The 16,774-nt window shown below is 35.1% G+C and carries 20 protein-coding genes and 3 tRNA genes; 5 read left to right on the top strand and 18 right to left on the bottom strand.

All coding sequences use genetic code 11. The features are described 5' to 3' along the window. Nucleotide 1: 1 nt before the first annotated feature. The 10 genes from SPB_RS03455 to SPB_RS03490 form a co-directional block, all read right to left on the bottom strand. Nucleotides 2-1,447 carry a DEAD/DEAH box helicase gene (locus tag SPB_RS03455; RefSeq protein WP_037621138.1) on the bottom strand — a complete coding sequence of 482 codons (1,446 nt, stop codon included), beginning with the start codon at nt 1,445-1,447 and terminating at the stop codon, nt 2-4. Continuing rightward, nucleotides 1,444-2,148 carry an AAA family ATPase gene (locus tag SPB_RS03460; protein WP_003104842.1) on the bottom strand — a complete coding sequence of 235 codons (705 nt, stop codon included), beginning with the start codon at nt 2,146-2,148 and terminating at the stop codon, nt 1,444-1,446. The genes SPB_RS03455 and SPB_RS03460 overlap by 4 nt, the downstream gene beginning before the upstream one ends. After that, the gene (locus SPB_RS03465) at nt 2,135-2,416 is read right to left on the bottom strand and encodes a hypothetical protein (RefSeq protein ID WP_037621140.1); all 282 of its coding nucleotides are present in this window, start codon (nt 2,414-2,416) and stop codon (nt 2,135-2,137) included. The genes SPB_RS03460 and SPB_RS03465 overlap by 14 nt, the downstream gene beginning before the upstream one ends. A gap of 141 nt (nt 2,417-2,557) precedes the next feature. Beyond that, nucleotides 2,558-2,998, bottom strand: coding sequence for a helix-turn-helix domain-containing protein (locus SPB_RS03470; RefSeq protein WP_003102562.1), 441 nt, complete (start codon nt 2,996-2,998; stop codon nt 2,558-2,560). Next, nucleotides 2,991-3,146 carry a hypothetical protein gene (locus tag SPB_RS11345; protein WP_003105212.1) on the bottom strand — a complete coding sequence of 52 codons (156 nt, stop codon included), beginning with the start codon at nt 3,144-3,146 and terminating at the stop codon, nt 2,991-2,993. Before SPB_RS11345 ends, SPB_RS03470 begins: the two co-directional genes overlap by 8 nt. Beyond that, the gene (locus SPB_RS03475) at nt 3,143-3,391 is read right to left on the bottom strand and encodes a helix-turn-helix domain-containing protein (protein WP_003103903.1); all 249 of its coding nucleotides are present in this window, start codon (nt 3,389-3,391) and stop codon (nt 3,143-3,145) included. The genes SPB_RS11345 and SPB_RS03475 overlap by 4 nt, the downstream gene beginning before the upstream one ends. A gap of 13 nt (nt 3,392-3,404) precedes the next feature. Beyond that, nucleotides 3,405-4,115 (bottom strand): helix-turn-helix domain-containing protein, encoded by a 711-nt coding sequence (locus SPB_RS03480; RefSeq protein WP_003102973.1) that lies wholly within the window; start codon nt 4,113-4,115, stop codon nt 3,405-3,407. 83 nt (nt 4,116-4,198) lie between these two features. Then, nucleotides 4,199-4,438 (bottom strand): hypothetical protein, encoded by a 240-nt coding sequence (locus tag SPB_RS03485; protein ID WP_003105658.1) that lies wholly within the window; start codon nt 4,436-4,438, stop codon nt 4,199-4,201. 13 nt (nt 4,439-4,451) lie between these two features. Then, nucleotides 4,452-4,628, bottom strand: coding sequence for a hypothetical protein (locus SPB_RS11350; protein WP_003104657.1), 177 nt, complete (start codon nt 4,626-4,628; stop codon nt 4,452-4,454). Between the two features lie 46 nt (nt 4,629-4,674). Then, nucleotides 4,675-4,875, bottom strand: a complete 201-nt coding sequence (locus SPB_RS03490; RefSeq protein ID WP_003102491.1) for a helix-turn-helix domain-containing protein — start codon at nt 4,873-4,875, stop codon at nt 4,675-4,677. Nucleotides 4,876-5,065: 190 nt separating this feature from the next. On the opposite strand from SPB_RS03490, the gene SPB_RS03495 reads away from it, so the two are divergent. From SPB_RS03495 to SPB_RS03515, 5 genes are all read left to right on the top strand, one after another. Further along, nucleotides 5,066-5,431 carry a helix-turn-helix domain-containing protein gene (locus tag SPB_RS03495; RefSeq protein WP_003103817.1) on the top strand — a complete coding sequence of 122 codons (366 nt, stop codon included), beginning with the start codon at nt 5,066-5,068 and terminating at the stop codon, nt 5,429-5,431. 3 nt (nt 5,432-5,434) lie between these two features. Beyond that, nucleotides 5,435-5,782: an ImmA/IrrE family metallo-endopeptidase gene (locus SPB_RS03500; RefSeq protein WP_037621143.1), complete on the top strand. Its 348-nt coding sequence runs from the start codon at nt 5,435-5,437 to the stop codon at nt 5,780-5,782. A 15-nt stretch (nt 5,783-5,797) separates the two neighbouring features. Next, nucleotides 5,798-6,514, top strand: coding sequence for a hypothetical protein (locus SPB_RS03505; RefSeq protein ID WP_003106137.1), 717 nt, complete (start codon nt 5,798-5,800; stop codon nt 6,512-6,514). Nucleotides 6,515-6,619: 105 nt separating this feature from the next. Next, nucleotides 6,620-7,708 (top strand): site-specific integrase, encoded by a 1,089-nt coding sequence (locus SPB_RS03510; RefSeq protein WP_003105440.1) that lies wholly within the window; start codon nt 6,620-6,622, stop codon nt 7,706-7,708. A 360-nt stretch (nt 7,709-8,068) separates the two neighbouring features. Beyond that, complete coding sequence (locus tag SPB_RS03515; RefSeq protein ID WP_003105675.1) at nt 8,069-8,692, top strand: DUF3862 domain-containing protein; 624 nt, start codon at nt 8,069-8,071, stop codon at nt 8,690-8,692. A gap of 96 nt (nt 8,693-8,788) precedes the next feature. Here SPB_RS03515 and SPB_RS03520 read toward each other — a convergent pair. The 8 genes from SPB_RS03520 to parE all read right to left on the bottom strand — a co-directional run bounded on the left by SPB_RS03520 (nt 8,789) and on the right by parE (nt 16,683). After that, nucleotides 8,789-8,860 (bottom strand) — tRNA-Arg (locus SPB_RS03520). Between the two features lie 98 nt (nt 8,861-8,958). Continuing rightward, the gene (gene rpsA, locus SPB_RS03525; RefSeq protein ID WP_003104624.1) at nt 8,959-10,182 is read right to left on the bottom strand and encodes a 30S ribosomal protein S1; all 1,224 of its coding nucleotides are present in this window, start codon (nt 10,180-10,182) and stop codon (nt 8,959-8,961) included. Nucleotides 10,183-10,303: 121 nt separating this feature from the next. Further along, nucleotides 10,304-10,375: transfer RNA gene (locus tag SPB_RS03530), tRNA-Gln, on the bottom strand. Between the two features lie 5 nt (nt 10,376-10,380). Then, nucleotides 10,381-10,461 (bottom strand) — tRNA-Tyr (locus tag SPB_RS03535). A 60-nt stretch (nt 10,462-10,521) separates the two neighbouring features. Beyond that, complete coding sequence (locus SPB_RS03540; RefSeq protein ID WP_003104102.1) at nt 10,522-10,752, bottom strand: DUF2969 domain-containing protein; 231 nt, start codon at nt 10,750-10,752, stop codon at nt 10,522-10,524. A gap of 65 nt (nt 10,753-10,817) precedes the next feature. Further along, entirely contained in the window at nt 10,818-11,840 is a 1,023-nt protein-coding gene (locus SPB_RS03545; RefSeq protein ID WP_003102933.1) for a branched-chain amino acid aminotransferase, read from the bottom strand. 106 nt (nt 11,841-11,946) lie between these two features. Next, nucleotides 11,947-14,406, bottom strand: a complete 2,460-nt coding sequence (gene parC, locus SPB_RS03550) for a DNA topoisomerase IV subunit A (protein ID WP_003103263.1) — start codon at nt 14,404-14,406, stop codon at nt 11,947-11,949. 321 nt (nt 14,407-14,727) lie between these two features. Beyond that, nucleotides 14,728-16,683: a DNA topoisomerase IV subunit B gene (parE, locus tag SPB_RS03555; RefSeq protein WP_003105874.1), complete on the bottom strand. Its 1,956-nt coding sequence runs from the start codon at nt 16,681-16,683 to the stop codon at nt 14,728-14,730. Nucleotides 16,684-16,774 lie beyond the last annotated feature (91 nt).

Here is a 16,774-nt window from a genome sequence, read left to right on the forward strand (position 1 = left end):
ATTATTTCCCTCTTAATCTTTTTTCTAGCCAATTCTTGGCGGTGTATATTTCTTTTTCTGACTTGCCAGTTACTTCTGATAGTTCTGACATTGTAGCTTCTGCCCAATCAGACATGATATAAAAGTAAAGCAACTTATAAAGTGGTTTTCCTTTACCTTCATACTCAACTCTAGCTTGAGCAATTTTCCAATTTTGTTTTAAATCTTTACCAAACTTCTTACTTGCAAGTTGCGATATTTGGAACTCTTGTTTTTTAATTAACTCAAGTTCTGCTTCTACTTTTTCCTTCTCAGCTTTATCAGCTAATTGAAAGTCGTATCCACACATTTCACAAATTTTAACCGTTAATGGATAACATGCTGAACACTCAGGGCATTCTTTAAAACTAACTTCATTGGTTTTGTTATTTTTCTTTTTCCATCCACCGATGAAATACTCGTTCCAATCGTGAGGCGTATCAGGTAAACCATGAATCTTATAGTTGCCTACGTGATCGAGTATGATTGCTTGTTTATCTGGTTGATATCTCATTGACCTCATAGACTGTTGCAAGAACAAAACCAAAGACTTAGTAGGTCTGCAAAGAATTGTCACTGTGCAATCGGGAACGTCAAATCCTTCAGATATTAAGTCAACATTACAGATAATTTGTATCTTACCCTCCCTAAAGTCTTGCATAAGCTTATCTCGTTCTGCTTTAGGTGTCTTGGCATCTGCATGCACTGCGTTAATTCCAAGCATTTGGAATTCTTTTGCGAATGCTTGACTTGCTTCAACCGAGTGAGCGTATAAAATGGCTTTCTGACCATTTGCCTTTTTTATGTACTCTTGGGCGACATCTCCAAATATACTTTTACCAAATGCATCATCAATTGATTTATTTGAATAGTCACCGTTTTGAATTTTCAACTTATTAGTATCTATTGACAAGACACTATAGTAGTTATAGGGTGCTAAATTGTGGTTGTTTATTAACCATTCAACTGTTTGACCTTCAACCATAACTTCATAAGTATCTGTGAAACCATCTCCAGATAGACGCCAAGGTGTAGCGGTAAAACCTAATCTTGGAACATCTGCGAAGTATTTGTAAATTATCTGATAAGTATTAGCTTTACCGTGGTGACCTTCGTCTGTAATGATAAGTGTTGGCTTAGTTAGTTCTTCTAGACGATTCTTAGCTTTACCAACTGTAAGTAAGTCAACCTTTGACATATCAACTTCATGGAACTTAAAACTGTTTGTAATTTGGTCTATTAATTCTTTTCTGTGGACCAAGAATAAAACGTGTCCGTTTCTTTTAGTAGCTGATTTTGCTATGTCAGATATAACAACCGATTTTCCGCTGCCTGGAGGGCTAACTATCATCACATTGTTTGTTAAAATTTGTTTTCTTGCTCTTTGTATTAGTTCGTTTTGGTAAGGGTGTAATTGATATACCGTTATTCATCACTCCCTTCGAAATTCCAGATTTCGCTTTGGAGTACGAACTCAACATCCGATAATTGATTTTTAGCAAAGGTGCTATTAGACGGTTTTAAAATGAAACCTCTGTTACCAGTTTCTTCACTAATAACCAATCTAGCAACCATGTTCACTAACCCCATAACGTTATTGATAATTTTTTCACGAATTTGCGGGATAAACTGGTTATATAATTGACCGCCGGGAGTTTCAATTTGTCTTGTCGTTTCCCACGCAGTGTATACTTTATTGACACCTTCCCAAGAATTGACGTATCTTATTAGATCAGTTAGATAAAATGAGTATTTATTGTAATCTCCCATTTCTGGGATTCCCATAGCTCTTCCATCTCTAGTTTTACTTTGCTTAGCTTTTTCACCTAGCCACGCTTGTTCTAGTTCTGAAATGTTATCAATGACGATGTTGTCATAATCTGTTAAATAGTTATCATGGATTTCTTTTAATAGTTTTTTGAATCCTATTTCAACATCTGTCATATCTGCATAAACAACATCTATATTTTCAAGACCTGCTAAAACATTTGTTGTCCTATCAACATCAATGACTAAAGTCTTACCGGGCAAATATTTAATTGTTGTCGTTTTGCCAGTTCCGGGAGGTGCGTAAATTAACGCTGAGAAGTTTTTACCTTTTTGTAAATCTGTCGCTTTAGTTATCTTCAATGTCTAATCCCTCCACATAATCGTGAGCAGTATTTCTATAATCAAAGTCATTACGTTGTTGTCTGTGTTTTTCTTCAAATATTTCATCTACCACTTTTTTGTTTAAATGCTCCGAATATTCATCTGCTAAATTATTTGCAAAGTCATTCATTCTCCTGTTAATTTCATCTTCTATTTGAGTATCGAATAAATCAATCTTGTCGGATGTTATATCTCCATGTTTGCAGTTATAACTCGGTACTATTTGAATTTTTCCGAAACTTGTCATGTACGTTCTATAATTTTTCAATCGTATGCCCTCGCTTTCCAAGTTACAACTGGGTCATCTTCTTCGCAGTAAGGACAATTTAAATCTCTGTAATCAGAAATGTTTTCCCAAGCCTTACCGCAATTTGTGCAATAATATTCTCTAACTATCAATATGATTCCTTTCCTTAAAGTCGTTAACAACAACATCGATATTGTATAAATCATTTGTCATATCTTGGTTTTCTTTTCTTAAAAAAACATTTTCTTGCTCTAACTCTAAATTTCTATCTAGCGCTTCTTTTAGATCTTTTTCTAATTTTGCTTTCTCTAGCTTCAACTCATATTCACGATGCAAGACTTCTTGCAAATCAACAATATAATCTTCGTTTGGAATTTTAGAGTCACCCATTAAATAAGCAATAGTTACATTAAAGTAGTCTGCGACACGACTCCAAAATGCATTGTTATGCAATCTAAGTTGGTATATCTCGTAAGCGTTTATTTCTTGTTTAGCAATGTATAAACCTTTTACTTTTAACTCTTGCGCCAATTCTTCTTGAGTCAATCCTTTTTCTTCTCGTAGTTGTTTAAGTCTATTCATTAGTCACATCTCCCATCATTGCCCGTGCAAAATACTTGTTAAATTCATCGTATTTCTCAGCATTATGTTCCCATCCATCGTTTTGGATAGTCCACTCTTGTTTTTGTTCTACTTCTGGTTTTGTAAATAGCCAATTAAATAATTTCATTTGTTCATACTCCTTAAAAATCGTTGGACGTCTTGCAAATCGTAAGTGTATTTGCCACCTTTTACTTTTTGGTGGTATCTAAATTTACCTTGGTCACGCCAATTTTCTAAAGTAGTTCTACCCCATCCAGTTATTGTTTGGAGTTCTTTAATGCTGACCCAATCAACTTGTCTATGTTGTATTGCTACTTCTTCTGCAATCAGAGCCTTTAATTCTGACCTGCTGATTGTGATGACATCATCCATTGATTAGCACCTCCTAAAATAAAATTTCTTCAGACACAACTTCTTTACTAGCAGTGAGCCCAAGATTGAATTTTTCGTTTAGACGTTTGATGACTTTTAATGTCTTATCATCTAAGTCTTCAAATTGAATTTTTTCAATACCGTTTTTAATGGTGGTAACTTGGATTTCTTCTTTTGTTTGATAATCTCTTTTATTGGTATTTGTGTTTATTTTTTCTTTACCATTATTCAAAATGTCACAATATACAACTTCTAGTTTTTTTATATTGTCTTCAAGATGTTTTATCATAGAATCGCTTACGAAATTTTCTTTCTCAACTCTACTTTTTGTATTCCAAATATAATTGTCAGAGACACCACAAATATTTTCTAAGATTGTTTTTTTTGTAATATTTTTTTTGCTTTTGATTGTATTTAATGCTTCATTGAAATTTGACAATGATTCCAAAAACTCTTTAGTAGATTTTTTTAAACATCTAGAACCAGATGGTTTGAAATTGAAATTAATATTTTCATAGTAGTCATAAAATTCAACTTTTTTGGTTTGAAAATAAATTGCTAATCGAGTAACAAATTCATCACTTACTGTTTTGTTACGGTTTAGTTCGATATCACTAATGTATTGTTGAGACACACCGAGTTTTTTAGCTAGTTCAGTTTTTGTTAACCCTCGTTTTTCTCTCACTTCTGTTAATTTTGCACCATTAAAATGTAGCCCGCTCATTGTTATTCCTCTTTCTACGTGGTATAATTAAATAAATTAATATTTGTGTGAGTCCGACTGCTATCGGACTTTTTTTGGTATAATCATCTCGTTGGGAGTAATTCATTAATTGTCATTACTTTGTCCTTTGGAAGATTAGTTCTAAGAGCTTTAGCTAATTCATCAGAATCTATCGTTAAATCGATAGGTTCTTTTTGTTCGTCCAACATAATATTTACGTTAAACTCAAGTATCTTTTCCTTATATTCGAACATTAATGCGTTAATTTCTGCAATTGCTTCTTTTGCTGTGTTACAATAAATGTTAAATTTCAATACTTTCATTTCTTTTCTCCTTTTAATTAATCCGTCCAGACTGTTGAACGATTCCAAAGTAATTTGGATTCCATTGCTCAGGTTCTTCAACTTCATCCGTGGTTTCAATTGTGATTGTGTTGTCTGACTTAAGTAACATAATCAGCAAAGGGAATAATATTACTATTACAGTCAGACTTTGTGCGATTGTTAGTTCCATGTTGTTTCCTTTCTATATGATTTAAAATCATATGGTGAGTAAATTTTTAAGCCCCGAGAATATCGCTGGCTTTTACGTTAAACTCATGACATAATCTAACTAAGTGAGTACCTCTAATTGATTCGATGTTTTGTTCCCATCCAGCTACTGTTGACTGTGCTACATTAAGCTTTTTAGCTAGTTCGGTTTGCGACATCTTACCATTTTTAGCTCGCAATTCTGCGATAGTTATTGTTGGCTCTCCCAAATTTTTACCTCCTTTCTAATGATTCAGAATCATTTCGTTTTGTTGATAAATTAATAATACATGATTTGAAATCATATGTCAACAACTTTTTTGATTTTTTATCATATTTTTTTATTTTTTATCGGTTTTTCATTGATTTAAAATCATTTCTACTATATAATATACTTATAAAACATCAAGGAGAAAAATAATGGTTTCTAAAGAAGTTTTCCCAGAAGTTGGGCGAAGAATCAAACAATTAAGAGAATCTAGAAATATTGAACAACTTGAATTAGCTGAACTAATGGGTTACAAATCTCAAAGTACAATTTCAAAATGGGAAAGTGGAACTAATCTACCTAATGGTGGGAAACTTGTTAAGTTAGCGAAGGCACTCAATACTACTACTGATAATATCTTGTTTGGTTCTGAAATAGAACGAAAAGAAGAAACTATCGACTTAAAAAATACACCAGCTAAAAGAGTAGCTTTTGACGGACGTGTATTTGATGAATCTGATATGGATTTTATGAATTCAATGATGGAATCTTATCTTAAAAATAAATACAAGGATTAACATATGAGCGATTTATACTACTATGACGGACGTGAGTCAGACATAAAAGGTTTTTATGATTATGAATATGACGTCATCTTTATCAACTCTTATCTTGATGATATAGATAAAAAGAAAGTCTTGTACCACGAGTTAGGACATGTTGGGCAGTACCTAGAGAACTATGAACGAATGAAAGAAAAGTTTGAGACACAGGCGAATCGCAATATGATCCATCATTTATTACTGGAATACATTCCATCACTTGATTTCATAGAGGATTTTAACGTTTGTAGATTTATGGATGCGTATAGATTGAAAACCATTTGCGATGAACAGATGGTAGTAAATGAGTTTAGGAATTTAATATAAAAAAGGAGATTTATTATGTACGATTTTTTTATTAATATTGGCGTTTTAGCAGTTTTGCTATTGCCTGTTGCAGTTGTTCTTTTGATTATTGGGTTTGCTAAGAAAAATCCGAAAATCAAAAAATGGTCTAAATATGCTTTTGCTGGTAGTGGTGGACTATTGCTGATTTGTATTATTGGTGCAATGGTATCCCCACAGGATAAAAAGGAAGTTGTTGAGCAACCTAAAACTGAAGCAACCAATAAAAAAGAAACTAAAAAAGAAAAGAAAGCCGAAACTAAAAAGCCTATTGAAAAGAAAAAAGATACTAAAACAAAAGAAGTTAAAATTGATACTTCAAAATCAAGTGAAGAAAAAACAAAAGAATCAAGCACGCCTTCTTCATCCGAAGAACCATTTGACCCTGCTTCTTATCCGTTAGTAGATTTTAATGCATGGAATCATGATGATGTAGATTACGCTTCAAAACTTCAAGTGACAGGAACTGTTATTCAAGCGATGAAATCAAATGAAGGTATGAATTTAAGATTGGCTATTAATGATGATTACGACCAAGTCGTTTTAATTACAATTGAGGATTCAGATTATAAAGATGTTATTGCTGAAGATGACAATGTAACTGTCTATGGATTAAATGCAGGTCTTACTTCTTATAAAACAGTTATGGGAAACGAGCAAACAATCCCAGCGATGCTAGGTACAAATTATACCGTTAATTCTTACGGACAATAAAAAAAGCCCCACTCCAGCCGGCAAGCATTCGAGTGAGGCAAAGTTTGGAAAGAAAAGAATGTCTTTTCTTGTACTCTATTTTAGCAAAAATGAAAGGTTTTATCAATGGAAATAGAATCTTATAAAAAATCGAATGGTAAGACATATTACAAATTTTTATTGTATATCGGAATTGTAGACGGAAAAAAGAAATACATAAGACGGTCTGGATTTGAGACTAAAGCAAAAGCTAAAGCGTCATTGATAAACTTACAAGCTGAACTTTCAGAACCACAAACTAATATGACTTTTGGAAAATTAACTAATCAATGGCTGAAAGAATATGAAAAAACTGTACAAGGTAGCACGTACTTAAAAACAGAAAGAAATATCAATAATCATATATTGCCAAAATTAAGTAATGTAAAGATTGGGGATATCACACCACTACTTATCCAACAATTGACAGAACAATGGTGTTATGATCTAAAATACGGCGCTAAAATTCTCGGCATTGTAAGGAATATATTAAACTTAGCTATAAGATATGGTTATTTAAATAGCAATCCAGCTTTGCCGATAACTCCTCCTAAAATTAAACGAGAACGAAAAAAGAATAACAACTTCTACAGTTTGGATGAATTGAAAATATTTTTAAAACTAGTGGATGAAACTGATGATATTGAAAAGATAGCTTTATTTAGGTTGTTAGCATTCACTGGAATACGTAAAGGAGAGCTTCTAGCGTTAACTTGGGATGACTTGAACAATAACACTTTGACTATAAACAAAGCTGTTACTCGTACATTTACAGGGCTAGAAATAGATGTTACAAAGACTAAATCAAGTGATAGATTAATCAGCTTAGATGATGAAACGGTTGAGATATTGAACGAATTACATGAGACGTTTCCGACATCAACTTTAATGTTCCAATCTGAATCAGGTGGAATTATGACACCTAGCCTGCCACGAAAATGGTTATTACAATTAACTAGTGATACCAAGTTGCCACCAATTACAATTCACGGTTTTAGACATACACATGCTAGTCTATTGTTTGAGTCAGGTCTATCATTAAAACAAGTTCAACACAGATTAGGTCATGGTGATTTACAAACAACAATGAATGTTTACACTCACATTACACAATCAGCAGTTGATGATATGGGGACTAAATTCAATCAATTTGTAAGTGACAGACAACTTCATTGACAACTAAATAGCGAAACCTATTGATATCACTAGTGCAAAGTAACTCCCACCAGCTCCATCTCGACTTCTAAAAAGTCACCCGTAACTTACCAGAATCTTGATTTTTCAGGGTTCTTTTTTGTTTCTACAGTTCTACTTAGCTAATATTATTTAGACCTACATGTATTATGACAATTATATCTTAAATTTTTCATAATATCATAGTACAGATGTTATGTTAGGAATCAATATTTTTAAATCCTTAAATTAGTTGATTAAAGAAAATACTCATTTTCAGGGCTACCAAGTCGCAAGTAGTAAAATACAAGAAAAATAAAAAATGATATAATAATAGTAACTATTTAGATTTGGAAACCGATTATGACTATAAAAAAATTAGTAACTATCCTTTTAATCCCAACAATTTGCCTTGCTGTTGCCGCATGTTCTAATAAATCGGATAAAGAAAAAAGTAAAGATGATAAAACTGTCTTAGAAAACAAAAAAAATCAAGTTGCACCTCAACAAGATAAACGTTTAGCATTTGATAAGATAAAAGTTGCCTCAGCAAAAGATCAATTCAAAGGTGGCTCTACGCTTGAAGAATTAAAAGTACTCTATGGCGAGCCAACTAAACATGAACAAAAACCAGCTGGAAATGTCAAATTAGACATCTACTCTTGGACCTTTGATCGTGTTGAAATAACAATTAATATGTTTCAAAATTCAACTATTGTTAAATCAATTGCTAACTTTGCCTTTACACGAGATTTGAAAATATCACTCAAAGACTACAATAAATTAAAAAATGGAATGACTTACAATCAAGTAACTAAAATCTTAACTGAACCAGATGATTTTACTATGGCTTCTTCTTCTGAAAGAGATCAAATCCAAGCAATTTGGATCTCTGGATTAAAGACGAATAATCGTAGTGCTAATATCACTCTTATATTTGAAAATGATAAATTAGTAAGTATGTCACAAAAAAGTTTAATGAAATAAAAAAAGAAGATAGAATGTTCTATCTTCTTTTTTTGTAAAATTTGAGATTGGCCAGTAAAAAAGACATTTTTATAAGACATTTTTAGTTTTTTTCTATCCACCTTGAGAGAATCGAACTCCCATCTCAAGAACCGGAATCTTACGTGATATCCATTACACTAAAGGTGGTAACACCATAATAGTATACCATATAATAGATAAATTGAGAAGATGGATAAATAATTTTTTTAGACAAAAAAAGCTAAGAAATCTTAGCTTTTACTTGATTATAATTCAATATCACCGAACAAGTCAGCCATAGAGAAACCAGTTTGAGTTTCTGGTAATTCATAATCACGTTTTTGTTCACGTTTTGGACGACGTGGACGTGATTGGCGTTCGCTGTTGTTGTTATTGTTATTGTAGTTGTTTTCGCCTTCAGCTTGTGCAGGACGTTCTTCAAGAGCTTTGATTGAAAGTGATACACGTTCATCAGCAGCATTAACTTCAAGAACTTTAACAGTAACTTCTTGACCTACAGAAAGTACATCTTTTGGATTTTCAACACGGTTGTGAGAAATTTGTGAAATGTGAACAAGTCCATCAATTCCAGCTAAAACTTCTACGAAAGCACCAAAGTCAGTTAAACGTTTAACTTTACCTTCAACTACATCGCCTTGAGCAAGTTTTTGTTCAACACCATCCCATGGTCCAGGGGTTGTAGCTTTAAGAGAAAGTGAAACACGTCCAGCTTCTTCGTCAATTGAAAGTACTTTAACTTCAACTTCTTCACCAACAGAAACAACTGATTTAGGTGAAACATTACGTTCGTGTGATAATTCAGTCACGTGTACAAGTCCATCAACACCACCAAGGTCGATAAAAGCACCAAAGCTTGTTAAACGAGCAACTGTACCAGTTACAACTGAACCCTCAGAAAGTTTAGAGAAGACTTCTTGGCGAGCTTCTTTAGCTGCTTCTTCAATAACTTCACGACGAGACAAAATGAAACGGTTTTCTGCTGCGTCAACTTCTTTGATTTTAGCTTCAAATTCTTGACCAACAAATTTTTCAGTGTTACGTACGAAACGAGTGTCAATCATTGAAGCTGGGATAAATCCACGTAATCCTTCAAATTCAACTGAAAGTCCGCCTTTAACAGCGCGTGTACCTTTAACAGTAACAACTTCACCTTCGCGACCAACAAGTTTGTCCCATGCTTTACGAGCTTCTAAACGTTTTTTAGATACTAGGAAAGTAACTGTATCAGTGTCTTTACCTACAACTTGACGAAGAACAAGCACTTCAACAGTGTCGCCAGCTTTAACAAAATCGTTGATATCAGCATCACGATCGTTAGTCAATTCGCGAAGAGTTAACACACCTTCAACGCCAGTACCATCAATAACAACGTTTGCTTGACCGTTATCAACTGTTAAAACTTCCGCAGTGACTACATCACCTGGGTTTACTTCGCTAACACTGTTTAGCAAATCTTCAAATTCATTCATTCTAAAAAATCCTCCAACAAAAGCTAGCTTCAACTAGCTTTTGATAACAATATATTTTCTCAAGGTAGCCCGCAACGACATGTTTATCTTTGACGGTCTCAGCTTCCACTGATACCTTTGACTGGGGTAGCTGGATTCGAACCAACGCATGAGGGAGTCAAAGTCCCTTGCCTTACCGCTTGGCTATACCCCAAAAAATGGAAAGAGAGGGATTCGAACCCCCGAACCCGAAGGAGCGGATTTACAGTCCGCCGCGTTTAGCCTCTTCGCTATCTTTCCATAGCAACAAAAACTATTCTATCATAGATTTTGTGTCTACGCAAGTGTTTTTGACCACTTTTAGTGATTCAAATTATAGCTTTCAATGATGTTTTCAACAGCTTGTTCCAAAGTCTTGAAAAAACTTTCAACTGTCGATTTTTTCAAAACTGCAAAGCGATCATCCAACTCTGCAATCTCACCAACAAGTCTTTTTCCGATTAGTAATTGATAACCATCAACTTTTTTGCCTTCAAGTTCAACTTTACTTTCGACCAGTTGAATTTCAATTTTTTTATCTTTTTTACTCATTTCTTACCTCACTTTTATCATTTTACACAAAATTAAATGAGCTTGCAAGAACAAGCTCACTAAAATTAATCAACTTTGACAATCCAACCTTCAGGTCCCTCGATATCTCCAAATTGAATCCCAACCAACTCATCATATAATCGACGCGTAATCGGACCAACTTCTGTTTCACTATAAAACACATGAAACTTATCTTGATATTGTATACCACCTATTGGTGAGATAACTGCGGCAGTACCGCAGGCTCCCGCTTCCACGAACTGATCCAAGCTGTCAACAGGAATATCCGCTTCAATGGCCATCATTCCCAGACGCTTCTCAGCAAGTTCCAAAAGGGAATACTTGGTAATCGATGGTAGAATTGAGGGACTAATCGGAGTGATAAACTGATTATCTTTGGTAATACCGAAGAAATTAGCTGCTCCTACTTCTTCAATTTTAGTATGAGTTGCAGGGTCAAGATAAATGACATCAGAGTATCCTTGCTCTTTTGCACGTTTACCTGGTAAAAGAGATGCAGCATAGTTGCCTCCAACTTTAGCAGCTCCAGTTCCGTATGGAGCTGCTCGGTCAAAATCTGTTGCAACAATAAAGTTTGAAGGTACAAGACCGCCTTTAAAGTAAGCACCTACTGGCATTGCAAAGATAGTAAAAATATATTCGTCTGCTGGTTTTACACCAATAATATCACCAACACCAATTAACAATGGTCGTAAATACAGGGTTGCACCAGTACCATAAGGTGGAACATAATCTTGATTAGCAGTGACTACTTGTTTAGCAGCATCAATAAACATGTCAGTAGGCACTTGCGGCATCAATAAACGATCAGCTGTGTCTTGTAACCTTTTCGCATTTTGATCAGGTCTAAAAAGTTGAATCGAACCTGTTTTAGTCCGGTAAGCTTTCATTCCTTCAAAAGCCTGTTGACCGTAGTGTAATGCAGGTGAACTTTCTGAAATATGTAAGGTAGAATCCTCACTTAATCTTCCTTCTTGCCACATACCATCTTTAAAATGTGCAATATATCTAAATGGTAATTTATGATATGCAAATCCTAAATTTTCCCAATCCATTGTTACTGACATAAGCCACCTCATTTCTACTTTTTTATATTGTACACTAAAAACGAAATTATTCAAACATTTTTTATTTTCTGAATTTATCATATACAATAAAAAGAGTTGCCTCTTTTTATTTTAGTCTTGCTGAGAAGACCTCTTGGTCAGAAATTGCATCGGAAATGAAGGAACCATTACTTGTTCGGTCAGATAGATTTAGATTATTTAACTGAACTTCATAAACTTGACCTGTTTTTGAAGTAACCTCTAAGACAGACGCTGCTTCTGTTTCTTCTTCTGGACTTGTAAATAAATCTATCTTACTAGATTTAAGACTTCCTTTTACGCTATCAGCTAAGAAGACACAGTGTGGTTTACTCTTTAATTCTCTTAATACGAGTAAGCCCCGATTGGCACGACTAGTTTGCGGAATATCAGTAATTGCAACACGTTTTAAACTTCCTCGTTGGGTTAAAACAAAGAAACTATCAGACTGAACAATGAAAGCAGATGCTATGTAGTCATCATTTTTTAAGTTCATTGCTTTGACGCCAGCTGATTTTAAGCCTTGCACGGGAACCTCTTGGCTTGAAAATCGCAAAGCATAGCCGTTATGGGAAACCAAAGTGATATCTTCAAAGAAAATTGGTGAAATGCTTATTATGCGATCTTGATCATTTTTGATTTTAGCATATTTAGTTGATTTTGAACGGTATGTTCGCCATGGTGCTAAATCTTTTCGTTCAAAACGTTTGATTTGTCCTAATTGGGTGACTGAATAATAAGTTCCTTTTGTAAATTGATCAACAATTTCAACATGTAGGACTTCTTCATCGGTTCCGTAATTGGTAATAGTTTGTGATAAGTGTTCACCAGTGTCCTTCCAACGGATATCAGTTAATTCATGGATTGGACGGTAGATCACATTTCCAAGATTTGTGAAAATGAGAAGATGCTGAGTTGTCTTAGCAGCTTCAACAAATACCAATTGATCATCATCACGTTTTCCAATTTCATCAATACTTGAAGCATTAAATGATCTTGGACTGGTCCGTTTAAGATAACCACTACGGGTTACACTTACAAAGGTTTCTTCCTCAACAATGAGACTAGCTGTGTTAATTTCAATTGTCTCTGCTTCAACTTGTAATTCTGAGCGACGCGCATTAGCAAATTTTTTCTTAACTTCACGAAGTTCACGTTTCATCACATTAAACATAGTTGCTTCATTACCAATGATTGCTGCCAACATTGTAATCAAATCACGTAATTCTTTTTCCTCATTTTGCAAGGTAACGATATCTGTGTTTGTTAAACGATAAAGTTGTAGGGTCACAATTGCTTCTGCTTGTTCTTCAGAAAAATCATAAGACAATTTTAAGTTTTCTTTTGCATCACTCTTATTATCAGATGCTCTGATAAGGGCAATCACTTCATCCAAGATTGAAAGAACACGTATCAAACCTTCAACAATGTGTAACCTTTTTTCAGCCTTTTCTTTATCAAATTGTGAACGTTTGACAATAATATTCTTACGGTGGGCAATGTAAGATGACAGAATTTTAATCAGACCAACTTGTCTTGGTGTGTAGTTGTCAATTGCCACCATATTGAAGTTATAGTTGACTTGCAAGTCAGTATATTTCAAAAGATAATTTAAGACGTTTTGAGCATCCGCATCTTTTTTCAATTCAATAGCAATCCGTAATCCAGTACGGTCTGACTCATCACGAACTTCAACAATTCCTGGAACTTTATTGTTGACACGGACATCATCAATTTTCTTAACTAAAACAGATTTATTAATTTCATAAGGGATTTCTGTCACAACAATCTGTTGTTTACCACCTTTAAGTGTTTCAAATTCTGTTTTCGAGCGGACAATAACACGTCCTTTACCAGTTTCATAGGCTTTTTTAATTTCCTCTGCACCTTGAATGATTCCTCCAGTAGGAAAATCAGGACCAGGTAAAAATTCCATCAGCTTGTCGAGTGATGCTTTAGGATGGTCAATCATGTAAACGACAGCGTCTATGACTTCAGCTAAGTTATGTGGTGGAATATCCGTTGCATACCCCGCTGAGATACCAGTTGCACCATTGACCAAAAGGTTAGGGAAAGCGGCTGGTAAAACAGTTGGTTCTTTTTCGGTGTCATCAAAGTTCCAAGCAAAAGGAACTGTTTTTTTCTCAATATCTTGTAAGAGATAGCCAGAGATTTCGGATAGGCGAGCCTCTGTATAACGCATTGCGGCAGGTGGATCACCATCCATGGAACCATTGTTACCATGCATTTCAACAAGGGTTTCTCGATTCTTCCAGTCTTGAGACATCCGAACCATGGCATCATAAATAGAACTGTCACCATGGGGGTGAAAGTTACCCATGATATTTCCGACAGATTTTGCTGATTTACGGTAACCTTTCTCAAAGGTATTGCCGTCCTTGTTCATTGAATAAAGGATACGACGTTGAACAGGTTTCAAGCCATCCCGAATATCAGGAAGAGCCCTCTCCTGAATAATATATTTGGAATAACGCCCAAAGCGTTCTCCCATAATGTCCTCTAAGGACATGTTTTGTACGTTTGACATAAATTAAGATACCAAGCCCGTCAGTTGCCAAGTAAAAATAGGAAATCGCCAGTTCATCCTGATGAGCTAGGAGATTTATCTTTTTTACACAGCAACTAGGGCGGGTTCAATTCCTTTCTTTTGTTTTGAAAAGAGTATTGTATTTTGAAAGGATTATACTGAACAGAGGGGTTTAGCCTTTGTTCAATTCCTTTCTGTAAATTTGAAAAGAGGTTGAATGGTTATTAATTAGAATCTGATCTCACCAAAGGGTGGATTCAATTTCATTTGTGGTGAAAAGAGCATTTTTATTTCTATCTGAATTTGAGATAATTCATGCTATTAAACATCCAAAACTGAATTCTCTTCCAAAGTAAATTTAACATTGTCTTCAATCCATTGGCGGCGTGGTGCTGCTTTATCCCCCATGAGGACGGATACTCTGCGCTCTGCACGCGCTAGGTCATCGATTGTGACACGAATCAAAGTTCTTGTTTCAGGATCCATAGTTGTTTCCCAAAGTTGATCGGCATTCATTTCACCAAGTCCTTTGTATCGTTGAAGCATGGCTCCTTTGCCAAATTCTTTACGAAGATCATCTAATTCACCATCGGTCCAAGCATAGGCAATCTTCTCTGATTTTCCTTTGCCCTTAGACATTTTATAGAATGGTGGTAAGGCAATATAGACGTGGCCTTCTTCAACAAGCGGACGCATGTAACGATAAAAGAAAGTTAATAGGAGGGTCTGAATATGGGCACCATCGGTATCGGCATCGGTCATGATGATGACTTTGTCATAGTTAATATCCTCAATAGAAAAATCAGCACCAACTCCAGCTCCAATAGTATGAATCATGGTATTGATTTCTTCATTCTTGAGAATATCAGCCATTTTCGCTTTTTCTGTATTTAAGACTTTACCACGGAGCGGCAAGATAGCTTGGAACTTACGATCACGACCTTGTTTAGCTGAACCTCCGGCAGAATCCCCTTCGACCAAATACAATTCGTTTTTCTTTGGATTCTTAGATTGGGCAGGCGTTAACTTACCAGATAAAAGCCCCTTGTCCTTCTTGTTCTTCTTGCCGTTTCGTGATTCATCACGCGCTTTACGGGCAGCTTCACGAGCATCTCTTGCTTTAATCGCTTTGCGGATAAGATTGGAAGCCAGTTCACCATTTTCCAACAGGAAGTAAGTTAACTTGTCTGATACAATCCCATCAACTACAGGCCTAGCCAATGGCGAGCCAAGTTTATCTTTGGTTTGTCCCTCAAATTGCAAGTGCTGCTCTGGAACAAGAATTGAAAGAACGGCAGATAGTCCTTCGCGGTAATCTGAGCCTTCCAAGTTTTTATCTTTTTCTTTGAGTAAATTAGTCTTTCTGGCATAATCATTCATTACTTTAGTAATGGCTGCTTTTAAACCAGTTTCATGGCTACCACCATCTTTTGTACGAACGTTATTGACAAAAGATAAGATATTATCAGAGAACCCATCGTTGTACTGAAGAGCAACTTGAACTTGAAATTCTTGATCTTGCCCTTCAATATAGATAACCGGTGTTAAGGTTTCTTTATCTTCATTCAAATACTCAACAAAGTCCTGCACACCATTTTCATAATGGAATTCTTCAACAACTGGTTCATCACCCCGCAAGTCTGTCAGCGTCATTTTCACATCTTTAAGAAGGAAAGCTGACTCTTTTAGACGTTCAGCAATCGTATTAAACTTAAAGTCGATGGACGAAAAGATGGTTTCATCAGGCATAAAAGTAACTGTTGTACCAGTTTTTGATTTTGGAGCAGTCCCAATTTTTTTAAGGGTAGAAACTGGTTTCCCACCATTTTCAAATCGTTGTCGATAAACTACGCCATCTCGAGTGATATCAACTTGTAACCAAGCTGACAAAGCATTTACTACCGAAGAACCTACACCATGTAGTCCGCCTGAAGTTTTGTAGCCACCTTGTCCAAATTTACCACCCGCATGCAAGACAGTAAAGATAACTTGGACAGTTGGAATCCCCATGGCATGTTTACCAGTTGGCATACCACGTCCACTATCTTCAACACTAACAGAGCCGTCTTTGTTAATGGTAACTTTAATAGCATTACCAAATCCCGAGAGAGCTTCATCGACAGCATTGTCGACAATCTCCCATATTAAATGATGAAGCCCAGTACCATCAGTTGAACCGATGTACATCCCTGGACGTTTTCTTACAGCATCCAAGCCTTCTAAGACTTGAATGGCATCATCATTATAATTATTTATAGTTATTTCTTTTTTAGCCAATTCTGACCTCCAGATTTTTTCATCTTTCTTATCTTACAAGTTTTTTTAAGATTTTGCAAAGTTATTTTTTTCTTTCCTAAAAAATTTCCTA

The organism is Streptococcus parauberis NCFD 2020 (genome assembly GCF_000187935.1).
GTDB classification, from domain to species: Bacteria; Bacillota; Bacilli; order Lactobacillales; family Streptococcaceae; genus Streptococcus; species Streptococcus parauberis.

Bases quoted from the DNA above. Each gene is read 5' to 3' on its own strand.
- SPB_RS03515 (WP_003105675.1), top strand. From the start codon at position 8,069: ATGACTATAAAAAAATTAGTAACTATCCTTTTAATCCCAACAATTTGC.
- SPB_RS03465 (WP_037621140.1), bottom strand. From the start codon at position 2,416: ATGACAAGTTTCGGAAAAATTCAAATAGTACCGAGTTATAACTGCAAA.
- parC (WP_003103263.1), bottom strand. From the start codon at position 14,406: ATGTCAAACGTACAAAACATGTCCTTAGAGGACATTATGGGAGAACGC.
- SPB_RS03510 (WP_003105440.1), top strand. From the start codon at position 6,620: ATGGAAATAGAATCTTATAAAAAATCGAATGGTAAGACATATTACAAA.
- SPB_RS03480 (WP_003102973.1), bottom strand. From the start codon at position 4,115: ATGAGCGGGCTACATTTTAATGGTGCAAAATTAACAGAAGTGAGAGAA.
- SPB_RS03505 (WP_003106137.1), top strand. From the start codon at position 5,798: ATGTACGATTTTTTTATTAATATTGGCGTTTTAGCAGTTTTGCTATTG.
- rpsA (WP_003104624.1), bottom strand. From the start codon at position 10,182: ATGAATGAATTTGAAGATTTGCTAAACAGTGTTAGCGAAGTAAACCCA.
- SPB_RS11345 (WP_003105212.1), bottom strand. From the start codon at position 3,146: ATGAAATTATTTAATTGGCTATTTACAAAACCAGAAGTAGAACAAAAA.
- SPB_RS03485 (WP_003105658.1), bottom strand. From the start codon at position 4,438: ATGAAAGTATTGAAATTTAACATTTATTGTAACACAGCAAAAGAAGCA.
- SPB_RS11350 (WP_003104657.1), bottom strand. From the start codon at position 4,628: ATGGAACTAACAATCGCACAAAGTCTGACTGTAATAGTAATATTATTC.
- SPB_RS03470 (WP_003102562.1), bottom strand. From the start codon at position 2,998: ATGAATAGACTTAAACAACTACGAGAAGAAAAAGGATTGACTCAAGAA.
- SPB_RS03545 (WP_003102933.1), bottom strand. From the start codon at position 11,840: ATGTCAGTAACAATGGATTGGGAAAATTTAGGATTTGCATATCATAAA.
- SPB_RS03500 (WP_037621143.1), top strand. From the start codon at position 5,435: ATGAGCGATTTATACTACTATGACGGACGTGAGTCAGACATAAAAGGT.
- SPB_RS03540 (WP_003104102.1), bottom strand. From the start codon at position 10,752: ATGAGTAAAAAAGATAAAAAAATTGAAATTCAACTGGTCGAAAGTAAA.
- SPB_RS03495 (WP_003103817.1), top strand. From the start codon at position 5,066: ATGGTTTCTAAAGAAGTTTTCCCAGAAGTTGGGCGAAGAATCAAACAA.
- SPB_RS03475 (WP_003103903.1), bottom strand. From the start codon at position 3,391: ATGGATGATGTCATCACAATCAGCAGGTCAGAATTAAAGGCTCTGATT.